This is a genomic window from Streptomyces sp. NPDC031111, from assembly GCF_055570675.1.
Genome location: NZ_JBVIGS010000014.1, coordinates 46,588 through 67,093, shown reverse-complemented (window position 1 = coordinate 67,093; position 20,506 = coordinate 46,588). Strand labels below are relative to the sequence as shown.

The window sequence follows — 20,506 nt, the reverse complement described above, 5'->3', positions numbered from 1 at the left end:
TGACCCTCTATTCGGGCGGCTCCGAAGGCAGCCCACTGTACGAGCCCGCCCGGTGGTCCGCCCCGTGAGTCCCGTCAGGCGTCCCCGTACGCCTCCCCGCCCAGTTCGAACCCCGCCGACCCGGCGGTGACGTCGGCGAGCCAGGCGCGGAAGGCGTCCACGTCGGCGTCCGGGAGGCCGATCTCGATGGTGACCTGCTCGGCGTAGCGCACGTCGCGGACCTCGCGTCCGGTGGCGCGCAGGTCGTTCTGGACCTTGCCGGCGCGCTGGTGGTCGACGGTGACGGTGGCCAGCCGGAAGCGGCGGCGGGTGATCGTGCCGAGGTTGTCGATGGCCTCGCCGACCGCGCCGCCGTACGCGCGGATGAGTCCGCCCGCGCCGAGCTTGACGCCGCCGTAGTAGCGGGTGACGACGGCGACGACGTACCGCATGTCGCGGCGGAGCAGCATCTGGAGCATGGGGACGCCGGCGGTGCCGCCGGGCTCCCCGTCGTCGCTCGCCTTCTGGGTGGAGGCGTCGGCGCCGATGACGTACGCCCAGCAGTTGTGGGTGGCGTCGGCGTGCTCCTTGCGGACGGCGGCGACGAAGTACTGCGCCTCCCGCTCCGTGGCCGCCGGGGCGAGGGCGCACAGGAAGCGGGAGCGGTTGACCTCGGTCTCGTGCACACCCGCGCGGGCGACGGTGCGGTACTCGTCCTGCATCCGGCCAGCCTATGCGCCCCCGCGCGGCTGGCGTCGCCCGCCCCGGGGGACGGTCAGCGACGTCAGGAGGGCGGCGCCGGGGGCGAGGTCCCGCCATGCGGCGCCGCGCCAGGACAGGACCGCGATCGCGGAGGTCGGGAACTTCACGCGGACGCGGTCCAGGGTGTCGTCCAGTCCGTCGCCGGCCAGGGTCAGGACGAGGTCCTCCAGTCCCGGGTTGTGTCCGATCAGCAGCAGCGTCTCGACCTCGCCCGGCACCTCGCGCACCACGGCCAGCAGTTCGGGGACGCCGGCGTGGTAGAGGCGCGGGTCGTGGCGGACCGGCGGGGGCGTGCCCCACTGCGCGGCGGCCAGCTCCCAGGTGCGGCGGGCCCGGACGGCGGTGGAGCAGAGCGCGAGGCCCGGCAGGCAGTCGGCCTCGGCGAGCGCGCGTCCGGCGGCGGGGGCGTCCCTGTCGCCGCGCGGGGCGAGGGGACGGTCGTGGTCGGGGACGCCCTCCGGCCGGGCGGACTTGGCGTGGCGCAGGACGACGAGGCGGCGCAGCGGTCCCCGCCCGGCGCGCTCGATCACGCCGGGGTTCCCAGGTCGCGGGTGAGGTCGAGGCCGAGGAGCCGGTCGGCGTAGGCGTAGGTCTCGAAGCGGGCGCCGTCGGCCAGGTCCGGGTCCGTCTCCACCGCGCGGAGGACGTCCAGCACGCCGGCCGTGTCCAGATCGTCCTCCCACGCGGCGCGCAGGTCCGCGCGCACCGCGTCGGGGATGGGGCGCGAGGGCCGCCGCGCCCAGTCGGCGACCGCGCGACGCCAGCGGTCGAGGGTGTCGCCGGCGGCGGCCAGGGCGGCGGGGTCGATCCGCACCGGCGTGTTCCTGGGGTGGGCGAGCAGGGCCAGGCGCAGGACGCCGGGGTCTGCGTCGTCCGGCGGGCCGGACGCCTGCCGGTGCACGGGGGCCACGGCCACGCGCACACCGTCGGGTGTCGCGCCGCCCTCGCTCACCACGTGCAGCACCTGGGCCTCGCCCAGCCCGGTGCCGGTGTCCCCGCCGTCCTCGAAGGGGCGGACCCCGAGGGCCGCGGCGGCCGCGAGCAGTTCCGCCCGCTGCCGTTCGCCGGTGAGCAGCGCCCACACCGGTGTGCCGCCGAGCTCCAGGGCGCGCACGAGGAGGTCGGCGACGAGCAGCACACGCAGGTTCGACACGTCGAACCCCTGTGTGTGGGCCTGGACACGGGTCAGACCCCGGCGGGCGGGGGCGGCGTCCACGGGTTCGCCGGTTCGGGCGTCGGTGATGCGCAGCACGAGGCGAGCGTAGGCGCGTGAGCGGGCGTACGCAGGTATCCGGGCCGCTTTTCGGGTCACCGTGTGCGGTTCCCCGCGCCGGACACCCGTGCGGCCGGTACAGTCCACGACCCCTCCGGGTGGAGGGGTGGCACCGGGAATCACCGTGCGCCCCGTCTCGTTGTCGGCAGTGACAGCTCTTTCTCGACCCACGGGAGGCCGACGGTGTACGGCGACGAGGCGACGGTCCGCAAGATCCTCACCGGGCTCGGTGACACGTGGGCCGTGGTGGGCCTGTCGTCGAACCGGCAGCGCGCGGCGTACGGCGTCGCCCAGGTGCTCCAGCGGTTCGGCAAGCGGGTGGTGCCCGTGCACCCGAAGGCCGAGACCGTGCACGGCGAGCGGGGCTACGCCTCCCTCGCGGACATCCCCTTCGAGGTGGACGTCGTTGACGTGTTCGTCAACAGCGACCTGGCCGGGGCGGTGGCCGACGAGGCGGTGGCCAAGGGCGCCAAGGCGGTGTGGTTCCAGCTCGACGTCATCGACGAGGCGGCCTACGAGCGGACCCGCGCGGCGGGCCTGGAGATGGTGATGGACCGCTGCCCGGCGATCGAGATACCCCGGCTCGGCTAGCCGGTACCGAGGGTCCGCACGGCACGGCGCCCAGGAGGTGCCGTGCCGCCATAATGACCCGATGAGCCAGAGCTCCCCCCACGCCAACTCCCTTGCCCCGCAACGCTTTCCGGTGGTCGTCGTGGGCGCCGGACCCGCCGGGCTCACCGTCGGGAACATCCTGCGGGCGGCCGGTCTGGACTGCCTGGTCCTGGAGACCGGGACCCGGGAGTTCATCGAACGGCGGCCCCGGGCCGGGGTGATCGAGGAGTGGGCGGTACGCGGTCTGGAGCGGCGGGGACTCGCGCGGAACCTGCTGGAGCGGGCCGAACTGCACACCGCCTGCGAGTTCCGTTTCGACGGGGAGCGGTACCGGTTCTCCTACCAGCAGCTGACGGGCAGCCACCACTGGGTCTACCCGCAGCCGTTGCTGGTGACCGACCTCGTGCGCGAGTACGCGGACGTGCGCGGCGGGGCCGTGCGGTTCGGGGTGCGCGACGTACGGCTGCACGACCTGGACGGCGACAGTCCGTCGGTGTCCTACCTCTGTCCGGAGACCGGGCGGCGGCAGGTCGTCGGGTGCGACTACGTCGCGGGCTGCGACGGCGCCCGCGGGGTGACCAGGGCCTCCCTCCCGCCCGGCCGGGCCCGCGTCGCCCGCCACGACTACGGCATCGGCTGGCTGGCCCTGCTCGCGGAGGCGCCGCCGTCCGCCGACTGCGTGCTGTTCGGCTGCCATCCCGACGGCTTCGCCGGTCAGATGCCCCGCAGCCCGGAGGTGACCCGCTACTACCTCCAGTGCCCGCCCGGCGACGACCCGGCGAACTGGCCGCACGAGCGCGTCTGGGCGGAGCTGCGACGCCGGCTCGGGGCGGCCGGAGCGGCCCCGCTGACCGAGGGGCCGCTGATCGAGAAGCGCGTGCTGGACATGCACGACTACGTCACCGAGCCGATGGCGTTCGGGCGGCTGTATCTCGCCGGGGACGCGGCGCACCTGGTCGCGCCGATCGCCGCCAAGGGCATGAATCTGGCCCTGCACGACGCGTTCCTGCTCGGCGACTCGCTGGTCGCCCGCCTCACCGGGGACGACGAGAGCGGACTGGCCGGCTACTCACAGGCCTGTCTGCGGCGCGTGTGGGACTACCAGGAGTTCTCGCAGTGGCTGTCCGAGCTGTACCACGGCGGCGCGGCGGGGGACCCGTTCCGCGCGGGCACCACGCTCGCCCGGCTGCGCCGCCTGTTCACCTCCCCCACCGCCGCTGCCGCCTTCGCGGAGCAGTACCTGGGCACGGCCGTACGGCACTGACACCGGTGTGGCGTCAGTCGTGCGGGGGGCGGTCGCCGATCCGGTGGTCGGCCACGTTCAGCGCCTCGTCCACCAGGCGCCGCAGATGGCCGTCGCGCAGGGAGTAGATCACCCGGCGGCCCTCCTTGCGAGTGTCCACCAACCCCGCGAGGCGCAGCCGCGCGAGGTGCTGGCTGACGGCGGGCCGTGCCGCTCCGCACGCCTCGGTGAGCGTGGTGACATCGGCCTCGCCGCCGGTCAGGGCGTGCAGCAGGGTCAGCCGGGTGCGGTCTCCGAGCAGGGCGAGCAGCTCCGCCGCGAGCGCGAAGTGCTCCTCGCCGGGCGTGCGTGGGTGCGCATCATGCGCAGGTGATAGGTGCATGCGTGCGCTCATACGCACATAATGGCGTCGTGGGCGCCGCCGCGTCCAGCCCGCGCACGGAAGGGGACGATCGTGACCGACCGCCACCACCACGGCCACAACCACGGGCACCAACACCAGCACCACCGGACTTCCCCGCTCCACCGCCTCGCCCATCTCCTCACCCCGCACTCCCACGAGACCGCCGACAAGCTCGACTCCGCGCTGGAGTCCTCGGCCCGGGGCGTGCGCGCGCTGTGGGTCTCGCTGGCGGTGCTCGGGGTGACGGCGCTGGCGCAGGCGGCCGTGGTGGCCGTGTCGGGTTCGGTGGCGCTGCTCGGCGACACGGTGCACAACGCCGCGGACGCGCTGACCGCCGTACCGCTGGGCATCGCCTTCCTGCTGGGGCGGCGCGCCGCCACCCGCCGCTTCACCTACGGCTACGGGCGCGCGGAGGACCTGGCGGGCCTCGTGATCGTGCTGACGATCGCCGCGTCCGCCGTCTTCGCGGGCTGGACGGCGTTCGACCGGCTGCTGGACCCGCGTCCGGTGGAGCACGTCCCGGTGGTCGCCGTCGCGGCGCTCGTCGGGTTCGCGGGCAACGAGTGGGTGGCCCGCTACCGCATCCGCGTCGGTCGTGCCATCGGCTCGGCCGCGCTGGTCGCCGACGGACTGCACGCCCGCACCGACGGGTTCACCTCACTGGCGGTGCTGCTGGGTGCCGGCGGCGCGGCCCTGGGGTGGCGGTTCGCCGACCCGGTGGTCGGACTGGCGATCACCGCGGCGATCGTCCTGGTGCTGCGGGACGCCGCCCGGGAGGTGTTCCGACGGGTGATGGACGCCGTCGACCCGGCGCTGGTGGACCGCGCCGAGCAGGCGCTGGCGCGGGTTCCGGGGGTGCGCGGGGTGGGCGAACTGAGGCTGCGCTGGATCGGCCACCGGCTGCGCGCCGAGGTGGCGGTCGTGGTGGACGGCGAGGCGACCGTGCGCGAGGCGCATCGTGTCGCCGTCGAGGCCGAGCACGCGCTGCTGCACGCCGTCCCACGGCTGACCGCGGCCCTGGTCCACGCCGACCCGGAACCGGTGCCCGGCGTGGCGGACCCGCATCTGGCGCTGGCCCACCACGCGGTGAGGTGACCCCTCAGGCCGCCCTCACGCCACCCCCAGCCCTTCCAGCACCACCGCTCCGGGCAGCTCCGCGAACGCCTTGCCCGGAACCAGCAGCTTGCCGCGCCGCCGGCCGCTGCCCACCAGCACGTACGGCAGGTCCACGACGGCGGCGTCCACCAGCACCGGCCAGTCGCCGGGCAGTCCGACCGGGGTGATGCCGCCGTACTCCATGCCGGTCTCCCCCGTGGCCGTGTCCATCGGGGCGAAGGAGGCCTTGCGGGCGCCGAGGTGACGGCGCACGACGCCGTTGACGTCGAGCCGGGTGGTGGACAGGACGACGCACGCGGCGAGCGTGGTCCCGCCGCCGCGCTTCCCCGCCACCACCACGCAGTTGGCCGATCGCTCCAGCAGGTCCCGGCCGTAGTGCTCGACGAAGACGGCGGTGTCGGCCCAGCGCGGGTCGGTGTCGACGTAGAGGATCCGGTCGGCGGGCACACTGCCGCTCCAGGCGCGGACGGCGGCGGCGACCGGCGCGGTGAGCTCGTCGAGGCAGTCGGGGGTGGGGGTGGCGTGGTCGAAGTCTCCGATGGGTGCGCGCATGGCGGCACCGTAACAGCCGGGACGGGGCCGTCCGGGGGGTGTCTCAGTGCACGGGCGGCACCGAGACGGTCATGATCATCTCCATCGGGACGTCGCCCTGATTGCCGTACGTGTGGGGCGCGTTGGCCTCGAAAGACACGGTGGCGCCGGCGGGCACCCGGTGCTCCACCCCGTCGACGGTGAGGGTCAGCTCCCCGGAGGTGACGTGCACGAGTTCGACCGTGCCGGAGGGGTGCGGGTCGGAGTCACTGCTCTCGCCCGGCATGAGCCGCCAGTCCCACATCTCCAGCGGGCCGGGGGCCTCGGTACCCGCGAGCAGCCGGTTGAAGCTGCCGGCCTCGGTGTGCCAGAGCCGTACGGCCTGGTCGGCGGGGACGATCCGCACCTTCGGGCCCCGCTCGTAGTCGAGCAGGGTGGTCACACTGACGCCGAGCGCGTCGCCGATCTTGACCACCGTGCCGATGCTCGGATTGGTGCGGGCCTGCTCGATCTGGATGAGCATGCCCCGGCTGACGCCCGCCCGCGCCGCCAGCGCGTCCAGGGTGAAGCCGCGCTCGGTGCGCCAGCGCTTGACGTTGCGGGCCAGGGACTGGGTCAGCAGGTCGAGGTCCGACACATTCCATCCGTTCAATATTCTGGATGACAGAGTTCAGTCTGTTCTACTACGGTGAGGTGCACCCGATCGTTCACCGCACTGTACTGCGAGGCCCCCTGTGACAGCACTGTTCGCCCTGGCCACGAGCCTGCTGTGGGGCCTGGCCGACTTCGGCGGCGGCCTGCTGACCCGGCGCACCCCCGCGCTGACCGTGGTCGTGGTCTCGCAGTCCGTCGCGGTGGCCGTGCTCGGCGCGATCGTCCTCGCGACGGGCGCCTGGAGCGAGGCGGACGGCCGGCTGTGGTTCGCGGTGGCCGCCGGACTGGTCGGCCCGGTGGCGATGCTCGCCTTCTACAAGGCGCTCGCCCTGGGCCCGATGGGCGTCGTCTCGCCGCTCGGCTCGATCGGCGTGGCCGTGCCGGTCGGGGTGGGGCTGATGCTGGGCGAGCGGCCCGGAGTGCTCCAGTTCGCGGGCGTCCTGGTGGCCGTGGCCGGTGTCGTCCTGGCCGGCGGACCGCAGTTCCGGGGAGCGCCGGTGCAGCGGCAGGCGGTCCTCCTCACGCTGCTCGCCGCGTTCGGCTTCGGCGCGGTGATGGCCCTGATCGCCGAGGCGTCGACCACGCTCACCGGCCTCTTCCTCGCCCTGTTCGTGCAGCGGGTCACCAACGTCACGGCCGGCGGCCTCGCTCTGTACGTCTCCGTGCGGCGCGGCAGTCCCGCCCTGGGCCCGGACGGGTTCCCCTGGCGCTCGCTGCCGGCGCTGGCGTTCGTCGGCCTCGCCGATGTGGCGGCCAACGGCACGTACGCGATCGCGGCGCAGACGGGCCCGGTCATGGTGGCCGCGGTGCTCGCCTCGCTCTATCCGGTGGTGACCGCCGTCGCCGCCAGGGGCCTGATCGGCGAACGGCTGCGTGCCGTCCAGGCCGCGGGGGCGGGACTCGCCCTGGTGGGATCGGTGCTGCTGGCGACCGGGTGAGGGCGGGTCAGCCCTCGGGTTCCAGCTCGGCGAGCCGGGCCGCCGGGTTCGCGTCCAGCTCGGCCAGCCGGGCCGCGCCCTCCTCGTCCAGTTCCGACAGCGCCCGCAATTGCTCCGGGGTGACGCCCTCGGGAATCGGTACGGGCGCCGGGGTGCGCAGCGGGGGCTGCCAGCCGTCGGCGGGGGTCCAGCGGCGCACCACACGGGCCGGGGCGCCCGCGACCACCGAGTGGTCGGGCACCGTGCCCCGCACCACCGCGCCCGCGGCCACCACCACGTTCCGTCCGATCCGTGCCCCGGGGAGGATCACCGCGCCGGTGCCGATCCAGCAGCCGGGGCCGATCTCCACCGGCTCCATACGCGGCCACTGCCTGCCGATGGGCTCGTGCGGATCGTCGTAGGAGTGGTTGGTGGAGGTGACGTAGACGTACGGCCCGAAGTAGCAGTCGCTGCCGATGGTGACCGTCGTGTCGGCGATGAGATGGCTGCCGCGGCCCAGCACGACCCCGTCGCCGATGCGCAGGATCGGCTCGGGGCCGAGGTCGAGGCCGGGCATCAGACCGGCGGTGAGGGTGACCTGCTCGCCGACGATGCAGTGGGCGCCGAGCCGGATCCAGGGCTCGCCGAAGACCGTGCCGAGCGGGAAGGCGAGCCTGGTACCTGTTCCCATGGCGCCGAAGCGGAAGCGGCCGGGGTGGTCGGCGGTCACCGAGCCCGTGCGCTGCACCCAGGCCCACCCCGCGTGGACCGCGCGCTGAGCGAGGCGACGCGGCCAGGACGAGAACGTGTTCTTGCGCTTCGGCACCCGCTCACCGTAGTCGGCGGGCACCGCGCGGACGGGCCGGTGGCCCTGTGATCTTCACCCCACCGGACTGGCGTACGGTGCGGGGTGTCTACGACGTCGTGTGGAGGAGAGGGCGATGACGCACCGCGCGCTGATCACGGGTATCGGGGGCAAGGAGCCGAAGGTGGACGGGGAGGCCTTCGTGGCGCCCACGGCCTCGGTGATCGGGGACGTGACGCTGCACGCGGGCGCGAGCGTCTGGTACGGGGCGGTGCTGCGCGGGGACGTGGAGCGGATCTCCGTGGGCGCGAGCAGCAACGTGCAGGACAACTGCACCCTGCACGCCGATCCGGGGTTTCCGGTCGGCGTGGGCGAGCGGGTGTCGATCGGGCACAACGCGGTCGTTCACGGGGCGACGGTCGAGGACGACTGTCTGATCGGGATGGGGGCGACGGTGCTCAATGGCGCCGTGATCGGCGCGGGGTCCCTTGTCGCCGCGCAGGCGCTGGTGCCGCAGGGGATGCGGGTGCCGCCGGGGTCGCTGGTCGCGGGGGTGCCGGCGAAGGTGCGGCGGTCGTTGACCGCTGAGGAGCGGGAGGGGCTCACGCTCAACGGGACGATGTATGCGGAGTTGGCGAAGGTTCACCGGGAAGAGCACGGGGCGTAAGGGTTGTCGGCGTACTGCGGGTTGTGTGGCGCTGGTCGCGCAGTTCCCCGCGCCCCTTCGGGGCGCTTCTAGTCGGCGGCGACGACTGGTTCCGGGGCTGCCTTTTGTGCTTTGCGCTTCAGTAGCAGCATCGATGTGATGCCGATCAGTACCGCCAGGACCAGGCCCAGCCAGGAGAAGCGCTTCAGCCAGGACTCGGCGACGATGCCCACGTAGTAGATGACGGCGGTGGTGCCGCCCGCCCAGACGATGCCGCCGAGGACGTTGGCGATCAGGAACTTCCAGTACGGCATCCGCAGCACACCCGCGAGCGGGCCGGCGAAGATGCGCAGCAGGGCCACGAAACGGCCGAAGAAGACGGCCCACATGCCCCACTTCTGGAAGGACCGTTCGGCGGTGGCGATGTGCCCTTCGCTGAAGTGGCGGGGGAACTTGGCGCCCAGCCAGGCCAGCAGCGGCCGCCCGCCCTTGCGACCGATGGCGTAGCCGATCGAGTCGCCGACGATCGCGCCGACGGTGGCGCAGGCGCCGAGGATCACCGGGTCGATGTCGCCGTGCTGGGAGGCGAGCAGCGCGGAGGAGACCAGGATGATCTCGCCCGGCAGCGGGATGCCCAGGCTCTCCAGGCCGATGACCAGTCCCACCAGCGCGTACACGGCGACCGCGGGTACGGTCTCGAGCCACTCCTGCACGTGCAACGCCCTGTCCTCCCGGTCCACCGTTCGTGCGCCCGGTCCCGGCGCACGAACGGGAAGCCTACCGGGCGAAGCCGGTGGTCAGCCGTTGGGGCGCAGGGTCCAGACGACGGTCATCTCGCCGGTGACGGCGCCGTCCTCGCGGCGGATGGCGATCGCGACCGGGAATTCGGGACGCGTTCCCTCGTCGAGTTCCGCGACGACCTCGGCGGCCGGCCGGCCGAGGGTCGCGGTCGCGGTGACCGGGCCCATCGCGAGCTTCTTGTAGGCGATCTCGGCGCTGACGGCCAGCGGCACGGCGCGCGCCAGCTGGTCCCCGAACGCGGCGAGCACGATCGCGCCGCTCGCCGACTCACCGAGGGTGAACATGGCGCCGGCGTGCGGCCCGCCCACGTGGTTGTGGTAGTCGGCCTGGTCCGGCAGGGCCACCACGGCCCGCTCGGGCGTGGTCTCCAGGAACTGGAGGTTGAGGGTCCGGGCCATGGGCACCGTGGCGGCGAGCATCTCGCCGATGGACATCTGGTCTGCGCTCATGAGCACATGTTACCCACGAGTAGCCTCGGTTGCCATGCCCGGCGGCACCCGAGTTGCTACGTCCCCGTCAAAGGGCGGTGACCCAATCGTGTCCGTGGCGCGGCTAGGGTTGCTGCCCATGTGGCCAGGACAGCAGCCGCCCGGGGGCGAGCAGAACCCGCAGTCGAACAACCCGTACCAGCAGCCGGGGTACCAACAGCCGAATCCGTATCAGCAGCCCGGCTATCAGCAGCCGAACCCGTACCAGCAGCAACAGTCGGGGTGGGGCGCGCAGACCGTGGCGGGCGGTCCTCAGTCACCGCAGGGCGGGGGCGGCGGGAACCGTACGAAGCTGGTGGCGATCGTGGCCGCGACGGCCGTCGTCGTGGCCGCGGGCGTCACCGGCTTCCTGGTGCTCGGCGGGGACAAGGACGACGAGGCCGACGGCAAGAAGGACGGCAAGCCGTCCGCGACCGCGTCCAAGGAGACCTCCGCGGAACCGAGCACCTCCGCCTCGGAGGACAACCCGCGCGGCGGCGGCGAGGAGAAGGCGACCATCCCGGGGTGGAAGGTCGTCGTCAACACCCGCTTCGGCACGAAGTTCGACGTCCCCGCCGACTGGGAGATCGAGACTCCCGGCACCAGCGTGGGTTTCGAATGGGAGGAGAAGGACGGTGAGCTGGAGAGCACCACCGTCACGGCTCCGGCCTATCTGAAGTCCAAGTGGTGCACGAGCGACGACAACAAGGACGGCCGCGAGGAGGACACCGCCCTCGCCACCGCCGGTACGCGCGGTGAGAACGGCGCCAAGAACACCGACATGGCGGCCGAGACGCGAGTGCCGTGGTGGATCTACGGCGGATACACCCAGCCCGACAAGAAGAGCGTGAAGTACGACAAGCCGAAGGCGTACACCACGAAGTCCGGCATCAAGGGCAGCGTGGCCACGGCGCATTCGGAGAACACGCCGCAGAAGGGCAAGTGCGACAGCGAGGGCAAGGCGATCACGTTCGCGTTCAAGAACGGCGCCGGCGACTTCGTCACCTGGAACCTCTACGGCGCCAAGGGCGTCAAGGACGAGATTCCGGACGCGACCATGCAGAAGATCCTCAGCACGGTGCGCCTCACGGAGGACGCGCCCACGGAGTCGTAGCAGGTCGGGGCCGGCAAAGCAGTTGGCAAGTCGGCCCCGGCCCGGCGATAGTCACGGGGTGCCGACCACCGCCCTCCGCCGCCGCCCCGCCTGGGCCGGCCGCAACTACTCCCTGCTGACCGCCGCCGCCGTGGTGACCAACCTGGGCAGCCACGGCGCGCTGATCGCCGCCGCGTTCGCCGTACTGGGCGCGGGCGGCGACGGCGGGGACGTGGGTCTGGTGGCCGCCGCCCGCACCCTGCCGCTGGTGCTGTTCCTGCTGATCGGCGGTGCCGTCGCGGACCGGCTGCCGCGCCATCGGGTGATGGTCGCGGCCAACGCCCTGAACTGTGTCTCGCAGGCCGCGTTCGCGGCGCTCGTCCTGTCGGGCGAGGCGCGGTTGTGGCAGATGATGCTGCTCAGCGCGCTCGGCGGCACCGGGCAGGCGTTCTTCAACCCGGCCGCCGAGGGCATGCTGCTGTCCTCGGTGGACGGCGAGCAGGCCGGCCGGGCGTTCGCGGTGTTCCGGATGGCGATGCACGGCGCGACCCTGGGCGGTGCCGCGCTCGGCGGTGCCATGGTCGCCGCGATCGGACCCGGATGGGTGCTGGCGGCGGATGCGGCGGCGTTCGCGGTCGCCGCGGCGCTGCGGGCGTTCCTCGATGTGCGGCACATACCGCCGCGCGCCCCGGGCGGCGGCATGCTCGCCGATCTGAAGGAGGGCTGGCGGGAGTTCATCGGCCGCCCGTGGTTGTGGGGCGTCGTCGTCCAGTTCTCCGTCGCCAACGCGGTCGTCGGCGCGGCCGACGCGGTCTACGGGCCGCTCGTCGCCCGGGACCACCTGGGCGGCGCCGCTCCGTGGGGCGTGGCGCTGGCCTTCTTCGGCGCGGGCACGGTCGGCGGGGCGCTGCTGATGACCCGCTGGCAGCCGCGCCGTCTGCTGTTCGTCGGCATCCTGTGCGTGTTCCCGCTGGCCCTGCCGTCGGCCGCGCTCGCCGTGCCGGTGCCGGTCGCCGTGCTGTGCGCGGTGATGTTCGTGACCGGCGTGTCGCTGGAGGTGTTCGGCGTCTCCTGGATGACCGCGCTGCACCAGGAGATACCGGAGGAGAAGCTGTCCCGGGTCTCGGCGTACGACTGGTTCGGCTCGGTCGCGATGGTGCCGGCGGCGATGGCCCTGGCCGGGCCGGCGGAGACCGCGTTCGGGCGTCCGGAGGCCCTGTGGGGCTGCGCCGCACTGGTCGTGGTCGTCACAGCGGCGGTCCTGTGCGTGCCGGACGTCCGCAATCTGCGGCGCCGGACCCGCCAGGTCACCGGCACGGACCCGGGCGACACCTCGGGCGACACCGGGGTCCCGCGCGCGTCAGCCGATGCCGAACGCCCCCTCGGGGGGCTCGGGTGACGGTACGGCGTCCTCGTCCCGCACCGGGCGCGCGCCGCGCGTGAAGTCGCGGAGCGCCGCTCCGTGTTCGACCCGGGCGGGGAAGGCGTCGGCCGCGGTGGCGCGGGCCAGGGCGGCGATGTCCAGCGGGCGGTGGGCGGCGGCCAGCACCGCGTTGCCGAAACGGCGGCCGCGCAGCACGCCCGGCTCGGCGACCAGCGCCAGTTCCTCGAACTGTGTCCCCAGTGTGGCGAGTTGGGAGCGGAGGAAGGCGAACGGGGCCGCGTCCGCGAGATTGGCGAGGTAGACCCCGCCGGGCCGCAGGACCCGGGCCGCCTCACGGACGTAGGCGACGGAGGTCAGGTGCGCGGGGACCCGTGAGCCCCCGAAGACATCGGCGACCAGGACGTCCGCGCTGTCGTCGGGGGCCGCCTCCAGCCAGGCGCGGGCGTCCGCCGCGTGCAGCGTGACGTCGGCGTCCTCGGCGAGCGGCAGGTGCTCGGCGACCAGCTCCAGCAGTCCCCCGTCGAACTCCACGACGTGCTGCCGGGAGCCGGGACGGGTGGCGGCCAGGTAGCGGGGCAGGGTGAGCGCGCCGCCGCCGAGGTGCAGGGCGTCCAGGGGCCGCCCCGGTTCGCCCACGGTGTCGAGGACGTGCCCCAGCCGCCGGGCGTACTCGAACTCCAGATGGGTCGGCTCGTCCAGGTCGACGTACGACTGGGGTGCCCCGTCGACCGTCAGCAGCCAGGCCCGCTCCCGGTCGACGTCGGGCATCAGCTTGGCGGTGCCGTGATCGACGGCGCGGGACACGGGGATGGGCTCGCTCACCGTCCCATTGTGCCGTCGTCCGTACGGCAGGCCGCCCGCCCCCGTCAGTGGGGGCGGGCAGCCGTCCCGCCGCTCAGCCGACCGACGTCACCGTGCCGGCGCCGACGGTGCGTCCGCCCTCACGGACGGCGAAACCGAGCCCCGGCTCCAGCGGCACCTCGCGGCCCAGCTCGACGGTCATCGTGACCGTGTCCCCGGGCCGCGCCACCGCCGCCTCACCGAGGTCGACGTCGCCCACGACGTCCGCCGTGCGGATGTAGAACTGGGGCCGGTACCCGGTCGCCACGGGTGTCGTACGGCCGCCCTCGCGGGCCGACAGCACGTACACCTGGGCCGTGAAGCGGCGGCTCGGCACCACGCTGCCCGGCGCGGACACCACGTGCCCGCGTCGTACCGCGTCCCGGGGGACACCGCGCAGCAGCAGCGCCACGTTGTCCCCGGCCTGCGCCTCCTCCATGGGCTTGCCGAAGGTCTCCAGGCCGGTCACCACGGTCTCCACCTCGGCGCCGAGCACCTCGACCCGGTCGCCGACGCGGACCGTGCCGCGCTCCACCGCGCCGGTCACGACGGTGCCCCGGCCGGTGATGGTGAGCACGTTCTCCACCGGCAGCAGGAACGGCGCGTCCAGATACCGCTCGGGCATGGGCACATAGGTGTCCACCGCGTCGAGCAGCGCGTCGATCGACGCCGTCCAGCGCGGGTCGCCCTCCAGCGCCTTCAGCCCCGAGACCCGTACGACGGGCGCGGAGTCGCCGCCGTAGCCGTGCGCGGAGAGCAGGTCGCGGACCTCCAGCTCGACCAGGTCCGTCAGCTCCTCGTCGCCCGCGTCGGCCTTGTTCAGGGCGACGACGATGTGGTCGACGCCCACCTGACGGGCCAGCAGGACGTGTTCGGCGGTCTGCGGCATGATCCCGTCGAGCGCGGAGACGACGAGGATCGCCCCGTCGAGCTGCGCGGCGCCGGTGACCATGTTCTTGACGTAGTCGGCGTGGCCGGGCATGTCGACGTGCGCGTAGTGCCGGGTGTCGGTCTCGTACTCGACGTGCGCGATGTTGATGGTGATGCCGCGGGCGGCCTCCTCCGGCGCGCGGTCGATGCGGTCGAACGGGACGAAACTGCCGGAGCCGCGCTCGGCGAGGACCTTGGTGATGGCGGCCGTCAGGGTGGTCTTGCCGTGGTCGACATGGCCCATCGTGCCGATGTTCAGATGCGGTTTGGTGCGGACGTACGCCGTCTTGGACATGGCGGTACCTCGAAGCCTCTCGAAGGGTGACGCGTGATCGGCCCCGGGCGCGGCGGGTCGGCGCGCGGCCGGGACGGGGACCCCAGGAACCTGGCCGACCCTCCCCCTGGGGGGTCCGCCGGACGATCCGGGGAGGGTCAGCTTCGGGCGCCGTCGACTGCGGCGACGAATGCGGGAACGGCAGCCTTCGGGGCATCCGCGACGGCGGATGCTGCGAGGTGGAAGGCGTACCGGAACATGGCGTCGATCATTGCCGACGGCCCGCCCCGCGTCGAATGGTTTTACGCGCCGCGCCGGGCTACCGGGCGCCGATGTTCTTCAGCGCCTCCCGTACCGACAGCGGCGCGAACCGTCCCTGCTCGCGCGCCAGGAAGGCCCGTACGGCGTCCGGGTCGGTCTTGGCGTACTCGCGCAGGCACCAGCCGATGGCCTTGCGGATGAAGAAGTCCTGGTGGCCGGAGTGGCGCAGACAGTAGTCGAAGAGGCGTTCGGTGTCGGTGCGTTCCTTGTAGCGCAACTGGTGGAGCAGGGCGGTGCGGGCGAGCCACATGTCGTCGTCGCCGATCCACTCGTCCATCTCGGCGGTCAGGTCCGGGTCCGCGGCCACCAGCGCCCCGACGACGTGCGCGGCGAGCAGGTCGACGGTGTCCCACCACGGGACCGTGGTGACGAGGTGCCGGGCGACGGGCAGGAAGCCAGAGGAGCAGTGCCGCACGTGGTGGCGCAGATAGTCCACGGCGAAGTAGTGGTACTCGCGCTCGGGCAGTTCCCAGCAGCGCAGGGCGACGGCGGCGCAGTCGGCCTCGGCGGGGCGGGGCATCCCCGCCACGACGGTGCGGGACAGGGCGCGGCGGGCCGGGGTGGCCAGGCCGAGGAAGGGGGCGACGTCCTTCATGTAGGCGCGCATGGCCACGGCCCGCTCCGGGTCGGCCGCGGCCCCGTAGGCCGCGGTGAGCCGCCCCAGCACGGTGTCGGCGAGCGGGCTGTCCGGCACGGGCGGTGTGCTCGTCCGGTCCTCTGTGACGCGCATGAGACGAACACTACGGCGATCACACACATTTGTCGGTTAGTGTCACCGGATGCTCGATGCCACCACCCGCTCTGGGGGCACCGCCACGGCCTCTCCCCGGGCCGACGCCACGGACCTCGCCGCGCCACTCGTGCCGGCCCCGGCCACGGGCTTCGCCGCCCGCTGCGCCAGAGTCGTGCTGTCCCCGTGGTCACGGCTGTCCCTGCTCGTCCTGCTGCTCGCCACCGCCGCGTCGCTGGTGCTCGCGTTCGAGCCGCAGCGGCTGCTCACCGACGGGTGGCCCACGCAGGTCGGCGGGGCGGCGGCGGTCGTGGCGTACGCGGTGGCCTACGGGGTGTGCACGGTGGCGTTCGTGCCGCGCCCGCTGCTGAACCTCGCCGCGGGCGCCCTGTTCGGCTCCCAGCTCGGCCTGGCCGCGGCGCTGGGCGGCACGGTGCTGGGCGCCGGGCTGGCCTTCTGCCTGGGGCGGGCGCTGGGCCAGGAGGCGTTGCGTCCGCTGCTGCGCGGGCGCTGGCTGAAGGCCGCGGACGACCAGCTGAGCCGGCACGGCTTCCGCTCGATGCTGGCGGCCCGCCTGTTCCCGGGCATCCCCTTCGCCGCCTCGAACTACTGCGCCGCCGTCTCCCGTATGGGCCTGCTGCCGTTCCTGCTGGCGACGGCGCTCGGGTCGATCCCGAACACCGCCGCCTACGTCGTGGCCGGCGCCCGCGCCTCCACGCCGACGTCGCCGGCCTTCCTGATCGCGCTGGCCTGCATCGCCGTACCGGCTCTGGCTGGCGCGGTCGTGGCGTGGCGCAAGCGGCACCAGTTGCGCGGGCGGTGAGCCGGCCGGGGGGACGTCAGACGCGTTCGAGCACCATCGCGTTGGCGAGTCCGCCCGCCTCGCACATGGTCTGCAGGGCGTAACGGGCGCCGCGCTCGCGCATCGCGTGGACCAGGGTCGTCGTCAGCCGGGTGCCGCTGGCGCCGAGCGGATGGCCGAGGGCGATCGCGCCGCCGTGCACGTTGACCTTGCCGAGGTCGGCACCGGTCTCCTGCTGCCAGGCGAGGACCACACTGGAGAAGGCCTCGTTGACCTCGAACAGGTCGATGTCGTCGAGCGACAGGGAGGCGCGGCGCAGCACCTTCTCGGTGGCCGGGACGACACCGGTGAGCATCAGCAGCGGGTCGGAGCCGGTGACGGCGAAGCTGTGCAGCCGGGCGAGCGGGCGCAGGCCCAGGCGGGCGGCGGTCTCGCTCGACGTGATGAGCACGGCGGAGGCGCCGTCGTTGACGGGGCTGGCGTTGCCGGCGGTGACGTTCCACTCGATCTGCGGGAAGCGTTCGGCGAAGACCGGGTCGTGGTAGGCGGGCCTGAGACCGGCCAGGGTCCCGGTGGAGCTGTCCGGGCGCACGCACTCGTCGCGCGTGACGCCGTCGAGCGGCGCGACCTCGGCGTCGAACAGGCCGGCGTCCCACGCCTCGGCGGCCTTGCGGTGCGAGGAGACGGCGAAGGAGTCCATCCGCTCGCGGGTGAGCGACCACTTGGCGGCGATGAGCTCCGCGCTGATGCCCTGCGGGACGAGCCCCTCGGGGTAGCGCTCGGCCACTCCCGGACCGAAGGGGTCCTTGCCCTCGGGCACGTTGGACCACATGGGCACCCGGCTCATGGACTCCACGCCGCAGGCGACGACGAGGTCGTACGCGCCCGAGATGACGCCCTGGGCCGCGAAGTGCACGGCCTGCTGGGAGGAGCCGCACTGGCGGTCCACGGTGGTGGCCGGCACGGACTCCGGCAGTCCGGCGGACAGGACGGCGTACCGGGTGGTGTTCATGGCCTGCTCGCCGACCTGATCGACGGTGCCGCCGATGACGTCGTCGATCAGCGCGGGGTCCACGCCGGAGCGCCGGACGAGGGCGCGCAGGGTGTGGGCGAGGAGTTCGACGGGGTGGACGTGGGCGAGGGCGCCGTGCGGCTTGCCCTTGCCGATGGGGGTGCGTACGGCTTCGACGACGACTGCGTCACGCATGGTGCGGGCCTCCTGGGGCGGGATCGGTCGAGGACGGCGTACTGGTGAGTAGGAAATTCAAACCCACCATAGCTGGGTGAGTTGGAAAAACAAACCCTCACCTAGACTTGACCGCATGGCCGCCTCCAAAGACCCGCGCCCCTGTTCGATCGCCGACACGCTCGCGCTGGTCGGCGAGAAGTACTCGCTGCTCGTACTCCGCGAGGTCTGCCTCGGCAACGGTCGTTTCGACCAGCTGGTGCGCAACATCGGCGCTCCGCGCGACATCCTGGCCACGCGGCTGCGGCGGCTGGTCGACGCCGGGATCCTGGACAAGCACCCCTACAGCGAGCGTCCGCAGCGCTTCGAGTACCGGCCCACCCGGGCGGGCCTGGAACTGGAGCCCGTCCTGCTGACCCTCAAGGAGTGGGGCGACCGCCATCTGCACCAGGACGGCGATCTGCCGATGGTGCTCGAGCACGTCTGCGGCAACGAGTTCGTCCCGGTCGTCACCTGCCGGGCCTGTGGCGACGAGGTGCGCCACGACGACCTGACGTCCCATCCGCAGGCACCCGGGTGGACGGTGGGCGGCCCGACGGCGGCCTGAGACCTGTGCGCCGGCTCACATGCCGGACGGACCGCGAGGCGTGAAGCCCCTGTGTCGAGGCTGTCATCTTGGGGCGCTACGCTTCCCCCTCGGCGCACCTGATCATCGATCACCGCACACGGCGGTGCGGTGCGCCCGTCGCCCGTTCCACGATCGGCACTTGGACTCCGCTGACTCATGTCTTGGTTTGAATCCCTCATCCTCGGACTCGTCCAGGGGCTGACCGAGTTCCTGCCCGTCTCCTCCAGCGCGCACCTGCGGCTGACCGCGGCCTTCTCCGGCTGGGAGGACCCGGGCGCGGCCTTCACCGCGATCACCCAGATCGGCACGGAGACCGCGGTCCTGATCTACTTCCGCAAGGACATCGGGCGGATCCTGTCGGCGTGGACCCGTTCGCTGACGAACAAGGAGATGCGCGGCGACCAGGACGCGCGCATGGGCTGGCTGGTCATCGTCGGCTCGATCCCGATCGGTGTGCTCGGGGTGACGCTCAAGGACCAGATCGAGGGCCCGTTCCGGGATCTGCGGCTCACGGCGGCGATGCTGATCGGCATGGGCATCGTGCTCGGTGTCGCCGACCGTCTCGCGGCGCGGGACGAGAGCGGCGGCCGGCACCGCGTGGCCAAACAGCGCAAGGAACTCGGGGACCTGAGCGTCAAGGACGGCCTCATCTACGGCGTCTGCCAGGCCATGGCCCTCATCCCGGGCGTCTCCCGCTCCGGCGCCACCATCAGCGGTGGTCTGTTCATGGGCTACCGGCGCGAGGCCGCGGCCCGCTACTCCTTCCTGCTCGCCATCCCCGCGGTGCTGGCCTCCGGCCTGTTCGAACTGAAGGACGCCGCGGAGGGCGGACACGTCTCCTGGGGCCCGACGCTCTTCGCGACGGTGATCGCCTTCGCCACCGGGTACGCGGTGATCGCCTGGTTCATGAAGTTCATCTCGACCAAGAGCTTCATGCCCTTCGTCTGGTACCGCATCGCGCTGGGCGTCGTGATCATCGTCCTGGTCGCCACGGGCGCCCTCAGCCCGCACGCGGCGGAGTCGGCGGGCTGAGTCCCGGCCTGAGGTGATCCGGGCGCGGGAAGGGAACGTGACCCGGGCACGTGACCGAGGACATACGGTGTGCGTAGCCGTCCGGTAGCGCACTGTCAGTCCCTGGCCCTAGGCTTGTCCGCATGTCCCCCGACTTAGTGACCCCTGGTTCCGTGCGGTCCGCCGCCGAGGTCAACGAGCAGATCCGCGCGCTGTGGCTGCGCGCGGGCGGGTCCCTGTCCGCCCAGGAACGCGAGCAGTACGAGCTGCTGGTGGTCGAGTGGGCGGCGGCGATCCGCGGCCGGGTCGTCGAAGCGGCCTGACCCTCCCCCGCGGTCCGGCTCAGCGCCCTCCCGCGACTCTCAGCACCGCCCCCGTGGCGTACGAGGCGTCCGGCGACATCAGCCACGCCACGGCCGCCGCGATCTCCTCGGCCCGCCCCGCCCGCCGCAGCGGAACGGTCCCCGCGACCTGCCGGGCCCGGTCCGGGGCGCCCATGGCTGCGTGCATCTCCGTGTCGATCACCCCCGGGGCCACCCCGTTGACCCGGACACCGTCCGGGCCGAGCTCCTTGGCCAGCCCCAGCGTCAGCGTGTCCACGGCGGCCTTGGTCGCCGCGTAGTGGACGTACTCGCCGGGACTGCCCAGGGTGGCGGCGCCCGAGGAGATGTTCACGATCACTCCCTCGCCCCGTGGGGTCATGAGCTGTGCGGCCCGCCGCGAACACAGCAGGGTCCCGATGAGGTTCACGTCGACGACCCGTCTCAGGACGTCCGTGCCGACCTCGGTGAACCGCCCCAGCGGCCCCGTCACCGCCGCGTTGTTCACCAGCCCGGTCAACGGCCCCAGCTCCCGCTCCGCCACCTCGAAGAGCCGGTCGACGTCCGCCTCGACGGAGGTGTCCGCGCGCACGGTCACGGCCCGCGCCCCGGCGGCCCGCACCCCCTCCGCCACGTCCTCGGCGGCCGCGGAGTCCCGGACGTAGTTCACCACCACGTCGTGCCCCTCCGCCGCGAGCCGCATACAGGTCGCGGCACCGATCCCCCGGCTGCCACCGGTGACCACCGTGACGAGACGCTTCATGAGTACCTCCAGGCG

25 protein-coding genes are annotated in these 20,506 nt (G+C 73.1%); 11 read left to right on the top strand and 14 right to left on the bottom strand.

The annotated features are described in order from the left end of the window. Positions 1 to 74: 74 nt before the first annotated feature. The 3 genes from ACZ470_RS26720 to ACZ470_RS26710 are packed head-to-tail and all read right to left on the bottom strand — an operon-like array spanning position 75 to position 1,993. Entirely contained in the window at positions 75 to 701 is a 627-nt protein-coding gene (locus tag ACZ470_RS26720) for a YigZ family protein (protein WP_468431168.1), read from the bottom strand. Between the two features lie 9 nt (positions 702 to 710). After that, positions 711 to 1,271 carry a SixA phosphatase family protein gene (locus ACZ470_RS26715; RefSeq protein WP_468431166.1) on the bottom strand — a complete coding sequence of 187 codons (561 nt, stop codon included), beginning with the start codon at positions 1,269 to 1,271 and terminating at the stop codon, positions 711 to 713. Then, on the bottom strand, positions 1,268 to 1,993 hold the full coding sequence (locus tag ACZ470_RS26710; RefSeq protein ID WP_468431164.1) for a hypothetical protein: 726 nt from the start codon (positions 1,991 to 1,993) through the stop codon (positions 1,268 to 1,270). Before ACZ470_RS26710 ends, ACZ470_RS26715 begins: the two co-directional genes overlap by 4 nt. A gap of 204 nt (positions 1,994 to 2,197) precedes the next feature. On the opposite strand from ACZ470_RS26710, the gene ACZ470_RS26705 reads away from it, so the two are divergent. After that, positions 2,198 to 2,605 carry a CoA-binding protein gene (locus ACZ470_RS26705; protein ID WP_468431163.1) on the top strand — a complete coding sequence of 136 codons (408 nt, stop codon included), beginning with the start codon at positions 2,198 to 2,200 and terminating at the stop codon, positions 2,603 to 2,605. Positions 2,606 to 2,666: 61 nt separating this feature from the next. Next, positions 2,667 to 3,890, top strand: coding sequence for a 4-hydroxybenzoate 3-monooxygenase (locus ACZ470_RS26700; protein WP_468431161.1), 1,224 nt, complete (start codon positions 2,667 to 2,669; stop codon positions 3,888 to 3,890). 13 nt (positions 3,891 to 3,903) lie between these two features. Here ACZ470_RS26700 and ACZ470_RS26695 read toward each other — a convergent pair whose 3' ends face one another. Further along, positions 3,904 to 4,263 carry an ArsR/SmtB family transcription factor gene (locus ACZ470_RS26695; protein ID WP_437034929.1) on the bottom strand — a complete coding sequence of 120 codons (360 nt, stop codon included), beginning with the start codon at positions 4,261 to 4,263 and terminating at the stop codon, positions 3,904 to 3,906. Positions 4,264 to 4,323: 60 nt separating this feature from the next. Between ACZ470_RS26695 and ACZ470_RS26690 the strand changes: the two genes are divergently transcribed. Beyond that, the gene (locus tag ACZ470_RS26690) at positions 4,324 to 5,367 is read left to right on the top strand and encodes a cation diffusion facilitator family transporter (RefSeq protein WP_468431159.1); all 1,044 of its coding nucleotides are present in this window, start codon (positions 4,324 to 4,326) and stop codon (positions 5,365 to 5,367) included. 15 nt (positions 5,368 to 5,382) lie between these two features. Here the strand turns inward: ACZ470_RS26690 and ACZ470_RS26685 are convergent, their stop codons facing one another. Continuing rightward, positions 5,383 to 5,940, bottom strand: coding sequence for a YbaK/EbsC family protein (locus tag ACZ470_RS26685; protein WP_468431157.1), 558 nt, complete (start codon positions 5,938 to 5,940; stop codon positions 5,383 to 5,385). Positions 5,941 to 5,983: 43 nt separating this feature from the next. Beyond that, complete coding sequence (locus ACZ470_RS26680; RefSeq protein ID WP_468431155.1) at positions 5,984 to 6,556, bottom strand: helix-turn-helix domain-containing protein; 573 nt, start codon at positions 6,554 to 6,556, stop codon at positions 5,984 to 5,986. A 97-nt stretch (positions 6,557 to 6,653) separates the two neighbouring features. Between ACZ470_RS26680 and ACZ470_RS26675 the strand changes: the two genes are divergently transcribed. Then, complete coding sequence (locus tag ACZ470_RS26675) at positions 6,654 to 7,511, top strand: EamA family transporter (RefSeq protein ID WP_468431154.1); 858 nt, start codon at positions 6,654 to 6,656, stop codon at positions 7,509 to 7,511. 7 nt (positions 7,512 to 7,518) lie between these two features. Here the strand turns inward: ACZ470_RS26675 and ACZ470_RS26670 are convergent, their stop codons facing one another. Beyond that, the gene (locus ACZ470_RS26670) at positions 7,519 to 8,316 is read right to left on the bottom strand and encodes an acyltransferase (protein WP_468431153.1); all 798 of its coding nucleotides are present in this window, start codon (positions 8,314 to 8,316) and stop codon (positions 7,519 to 7,521) included. Between the two features lie 115 nt (positions 8,317 to 8,431). On the opposite strand from ACZ470_RS26670, the gene ACZ470_RS26665 reads away from it, so the two are divergent. Next, positions 8,432 to 8,962, top strand: a complete 531-nt coding sequence (locus ACZ470_RS26665; RefSeq protein ID WP_468431151.1) for a gamma carbonic anhydrase family protein — start codon at positions 8,432 to 8,434, stop codon at positions 8,960 to 8,962. Between the two features lie 68 nt (positions 8,963 to 9,030). Here ACZ470_RS26665 and ACZ470_RS26660 read toward each other — a convergent pair whose 3' ends face one another. Next, positions 9,031 to 9,660 carry a DedA family protein gene (locus ACZ470_RS26660; protein WP_468431149.1) on the bottom strand — a complete coding sequence of 210 codons (630 nt, stop codon included), beginning with the start codon at positions 9,658 to 9,660 and terminating at the stop codon, positions 9,031 to 9,033. 78 nt (positions 9,661 to 9,738) lie between these two features. Beyond that, complete coding sequence (locus ACZ470_RS26655; protein WP_468431441.1) at positions 9,739 to 10,176, bottom strand: DUF4442 domain-containing protein; 438 nt, start codon at positions 10,174 to 10,176, stop codon at positions 9,739 to 9,741. A 133-nt stretch (positions 10,177 to 10,309) separates the two neighbouring features. On the opposite strand from ACZ470_RS26655, the gene ACZ470_RS26650 reads away from it, so the two are divergent. Next, positions 10,310 to 11,323: a DUF8017 domain-containing protein gene (locus tag ACZ470_RS26650; protein ID WP_468431148.1), complete on the top strand. Its 1,014-nt coding sequence runs from the start codon at positions 10,310 to 10,312 to the stop codon at positions 11,321 to 11,323. A gap of 58 nt (positions 11,324 to 11,381) precedes the next feature. Then, positions 11,382 to 12,701, top strand: a complete 1,320-nt coding sequence (locus ACZ470_RS26645) for an MFS transporter (RefSeq protein ID WP_468431146.1) — start codon at positions 11,382 to 11,384, stop codon at positions 12,699 to 12,701. Here the strand turns inward: ACZ470_RS26645 and ACZ470_RS26640 are convergent. From ACZ470_RS26640 to ACZ470_RS26630, 3 genes are all read right to left on the bottom strand, one after another. Beyond that, entirely contained in the window at positions 12,663 to 13,508 is an 846-nt protein-coding gene (locus tag ACZ470_RS26640; protein ID WP_468431144.1) for a spermidine synthase, read from the bottom strand. The genes ACZ470_RS26645 and ACZ470_RS26640 overlap by 39 nt on opposite strands. 73 nt (positions 13,509 to 13,581) lie before the next feature. Beyond that, positions 13,582 to 14,751 carry an elongation factor Tu gene (gene tuf / locus ACZ470_RS26635; protein WP_468431142.1) on the bottom strand — a complete coding sequence of 390 codons (1,170 nt, stop codon included), beginning with the start codon at positions 14,749 to 14,751 and terminating at the stop codon, positions 13,582 to 13,584. 298 nt (positions 14,752 to 15,049) lie between these two features. Next, complete coding sequence (locus ACZ470_RS26630; protein WP_468431140.1) at positions 15,050 to 15,781, bottom strand: DNA alkylation repair protein; 732 nt, start codon at positions 15,779 to 15,781, stop codon at positions 15,050 to 15,052. Positions 15,782 to 15,830: 49 nt separating this feature from the next. On the opposite strand from ACZ470_RS26630, the gene ACZ470_RS26625 reads away from it, so the two are divergent. After that, positions 15,831 to 16,604 (top strand): TVP38/TMEM64 family protein, encoded by a 774-nt coding sequence (locus ACZ470_RS26625; protein WP_468431138.1) that lies wholly within the window; start codon positions 15,831 to 15,833, stop codon positions 16,602 to 16,604. A gap of 16 nt (positions 16,605 to 16,620) precedes the next feature. Here the strand turns inward: ACZ470_RS26625 and ACZ470_RS26620 are convergent, their stop codons facing one another. After that, positions 16,621 to 17,790, bottom strand: a complete 1,170-nt coding sequence (locus ACZ470_RS26620; protein WP_468431136.1) for a thiolase family protein — start codon at positions 17,788 to 17,790, stop codon at positions 16,621 to 16,623. Between the two features lie 115 nt (positions 17,791 to 17,905). Between ACZ470_RS26620 and ACZ470_RS26615 the strand changes: the two genes are divergently transcribed. The 3 genes from ACZ470_RS26615 (at position 17,906) to ACZ470_RS26605 (ending at position 19,731) form a co-directional block, all read left to right on the top strand. After that, a complete protein-coding gene (locus ACZ470_RS26615; RefSeq protein ID WP_468431135.1) occupies positions 17,906 to 18,376 on the top strand; it encodes a winged helix-turn-helix transcriptional regulator in 471 nt (156 codons plus the stop codon). A gap of 177 nt (positions 18,377 to 18,553) precedes the next feature. Beyond that, positions 18,554 to 19,429, top strand: coding sequence for an undecaprenyl-diphosphate phosphatase (locus ACZ470_RS26610; protein ID WP_468431133.1), 876 nt, complete (start codon positions 18,554 to 18,556; stop codon positions 19,427 to 19,429). 122 nt (positions 19,430 to 19,551) lie between these two features. Continuing rightward, positions 19,552 to 19,731 carry a hypothetical protein gene (locus tag ACZ470_RS26605; RefSeq protein ID WP_468431131.1) on the top strand — a complete coding sequence of 60 codons (180 nt, stop codon included), beginning with the start codon at positions 19,552 to 19,554 and terminating at the stop codon, positions 19,729 to 19,731. A gap of 19 nt (positions 19,732 to 19,750) precedes the next feature. Here ACZ470_RS26605 and ACZ470_RS26600 read toward each other — a convergent pair whose 3' ends face one another. Continuing rightward, complete coding sequence (locus ACZ470_RS26600) at positions 19,751 to 20,491, bottom strand: SDR family NAD(P)-dependent oxidoreductase (RefSeq protein ID WP_468431129.1); 741 nt, start codon at positions 20,489 to 20,491, stop codon at positions 19,751 to 19,753. Positions 20,492 to 20,506 lie beyond the last annotated feature (15 nt).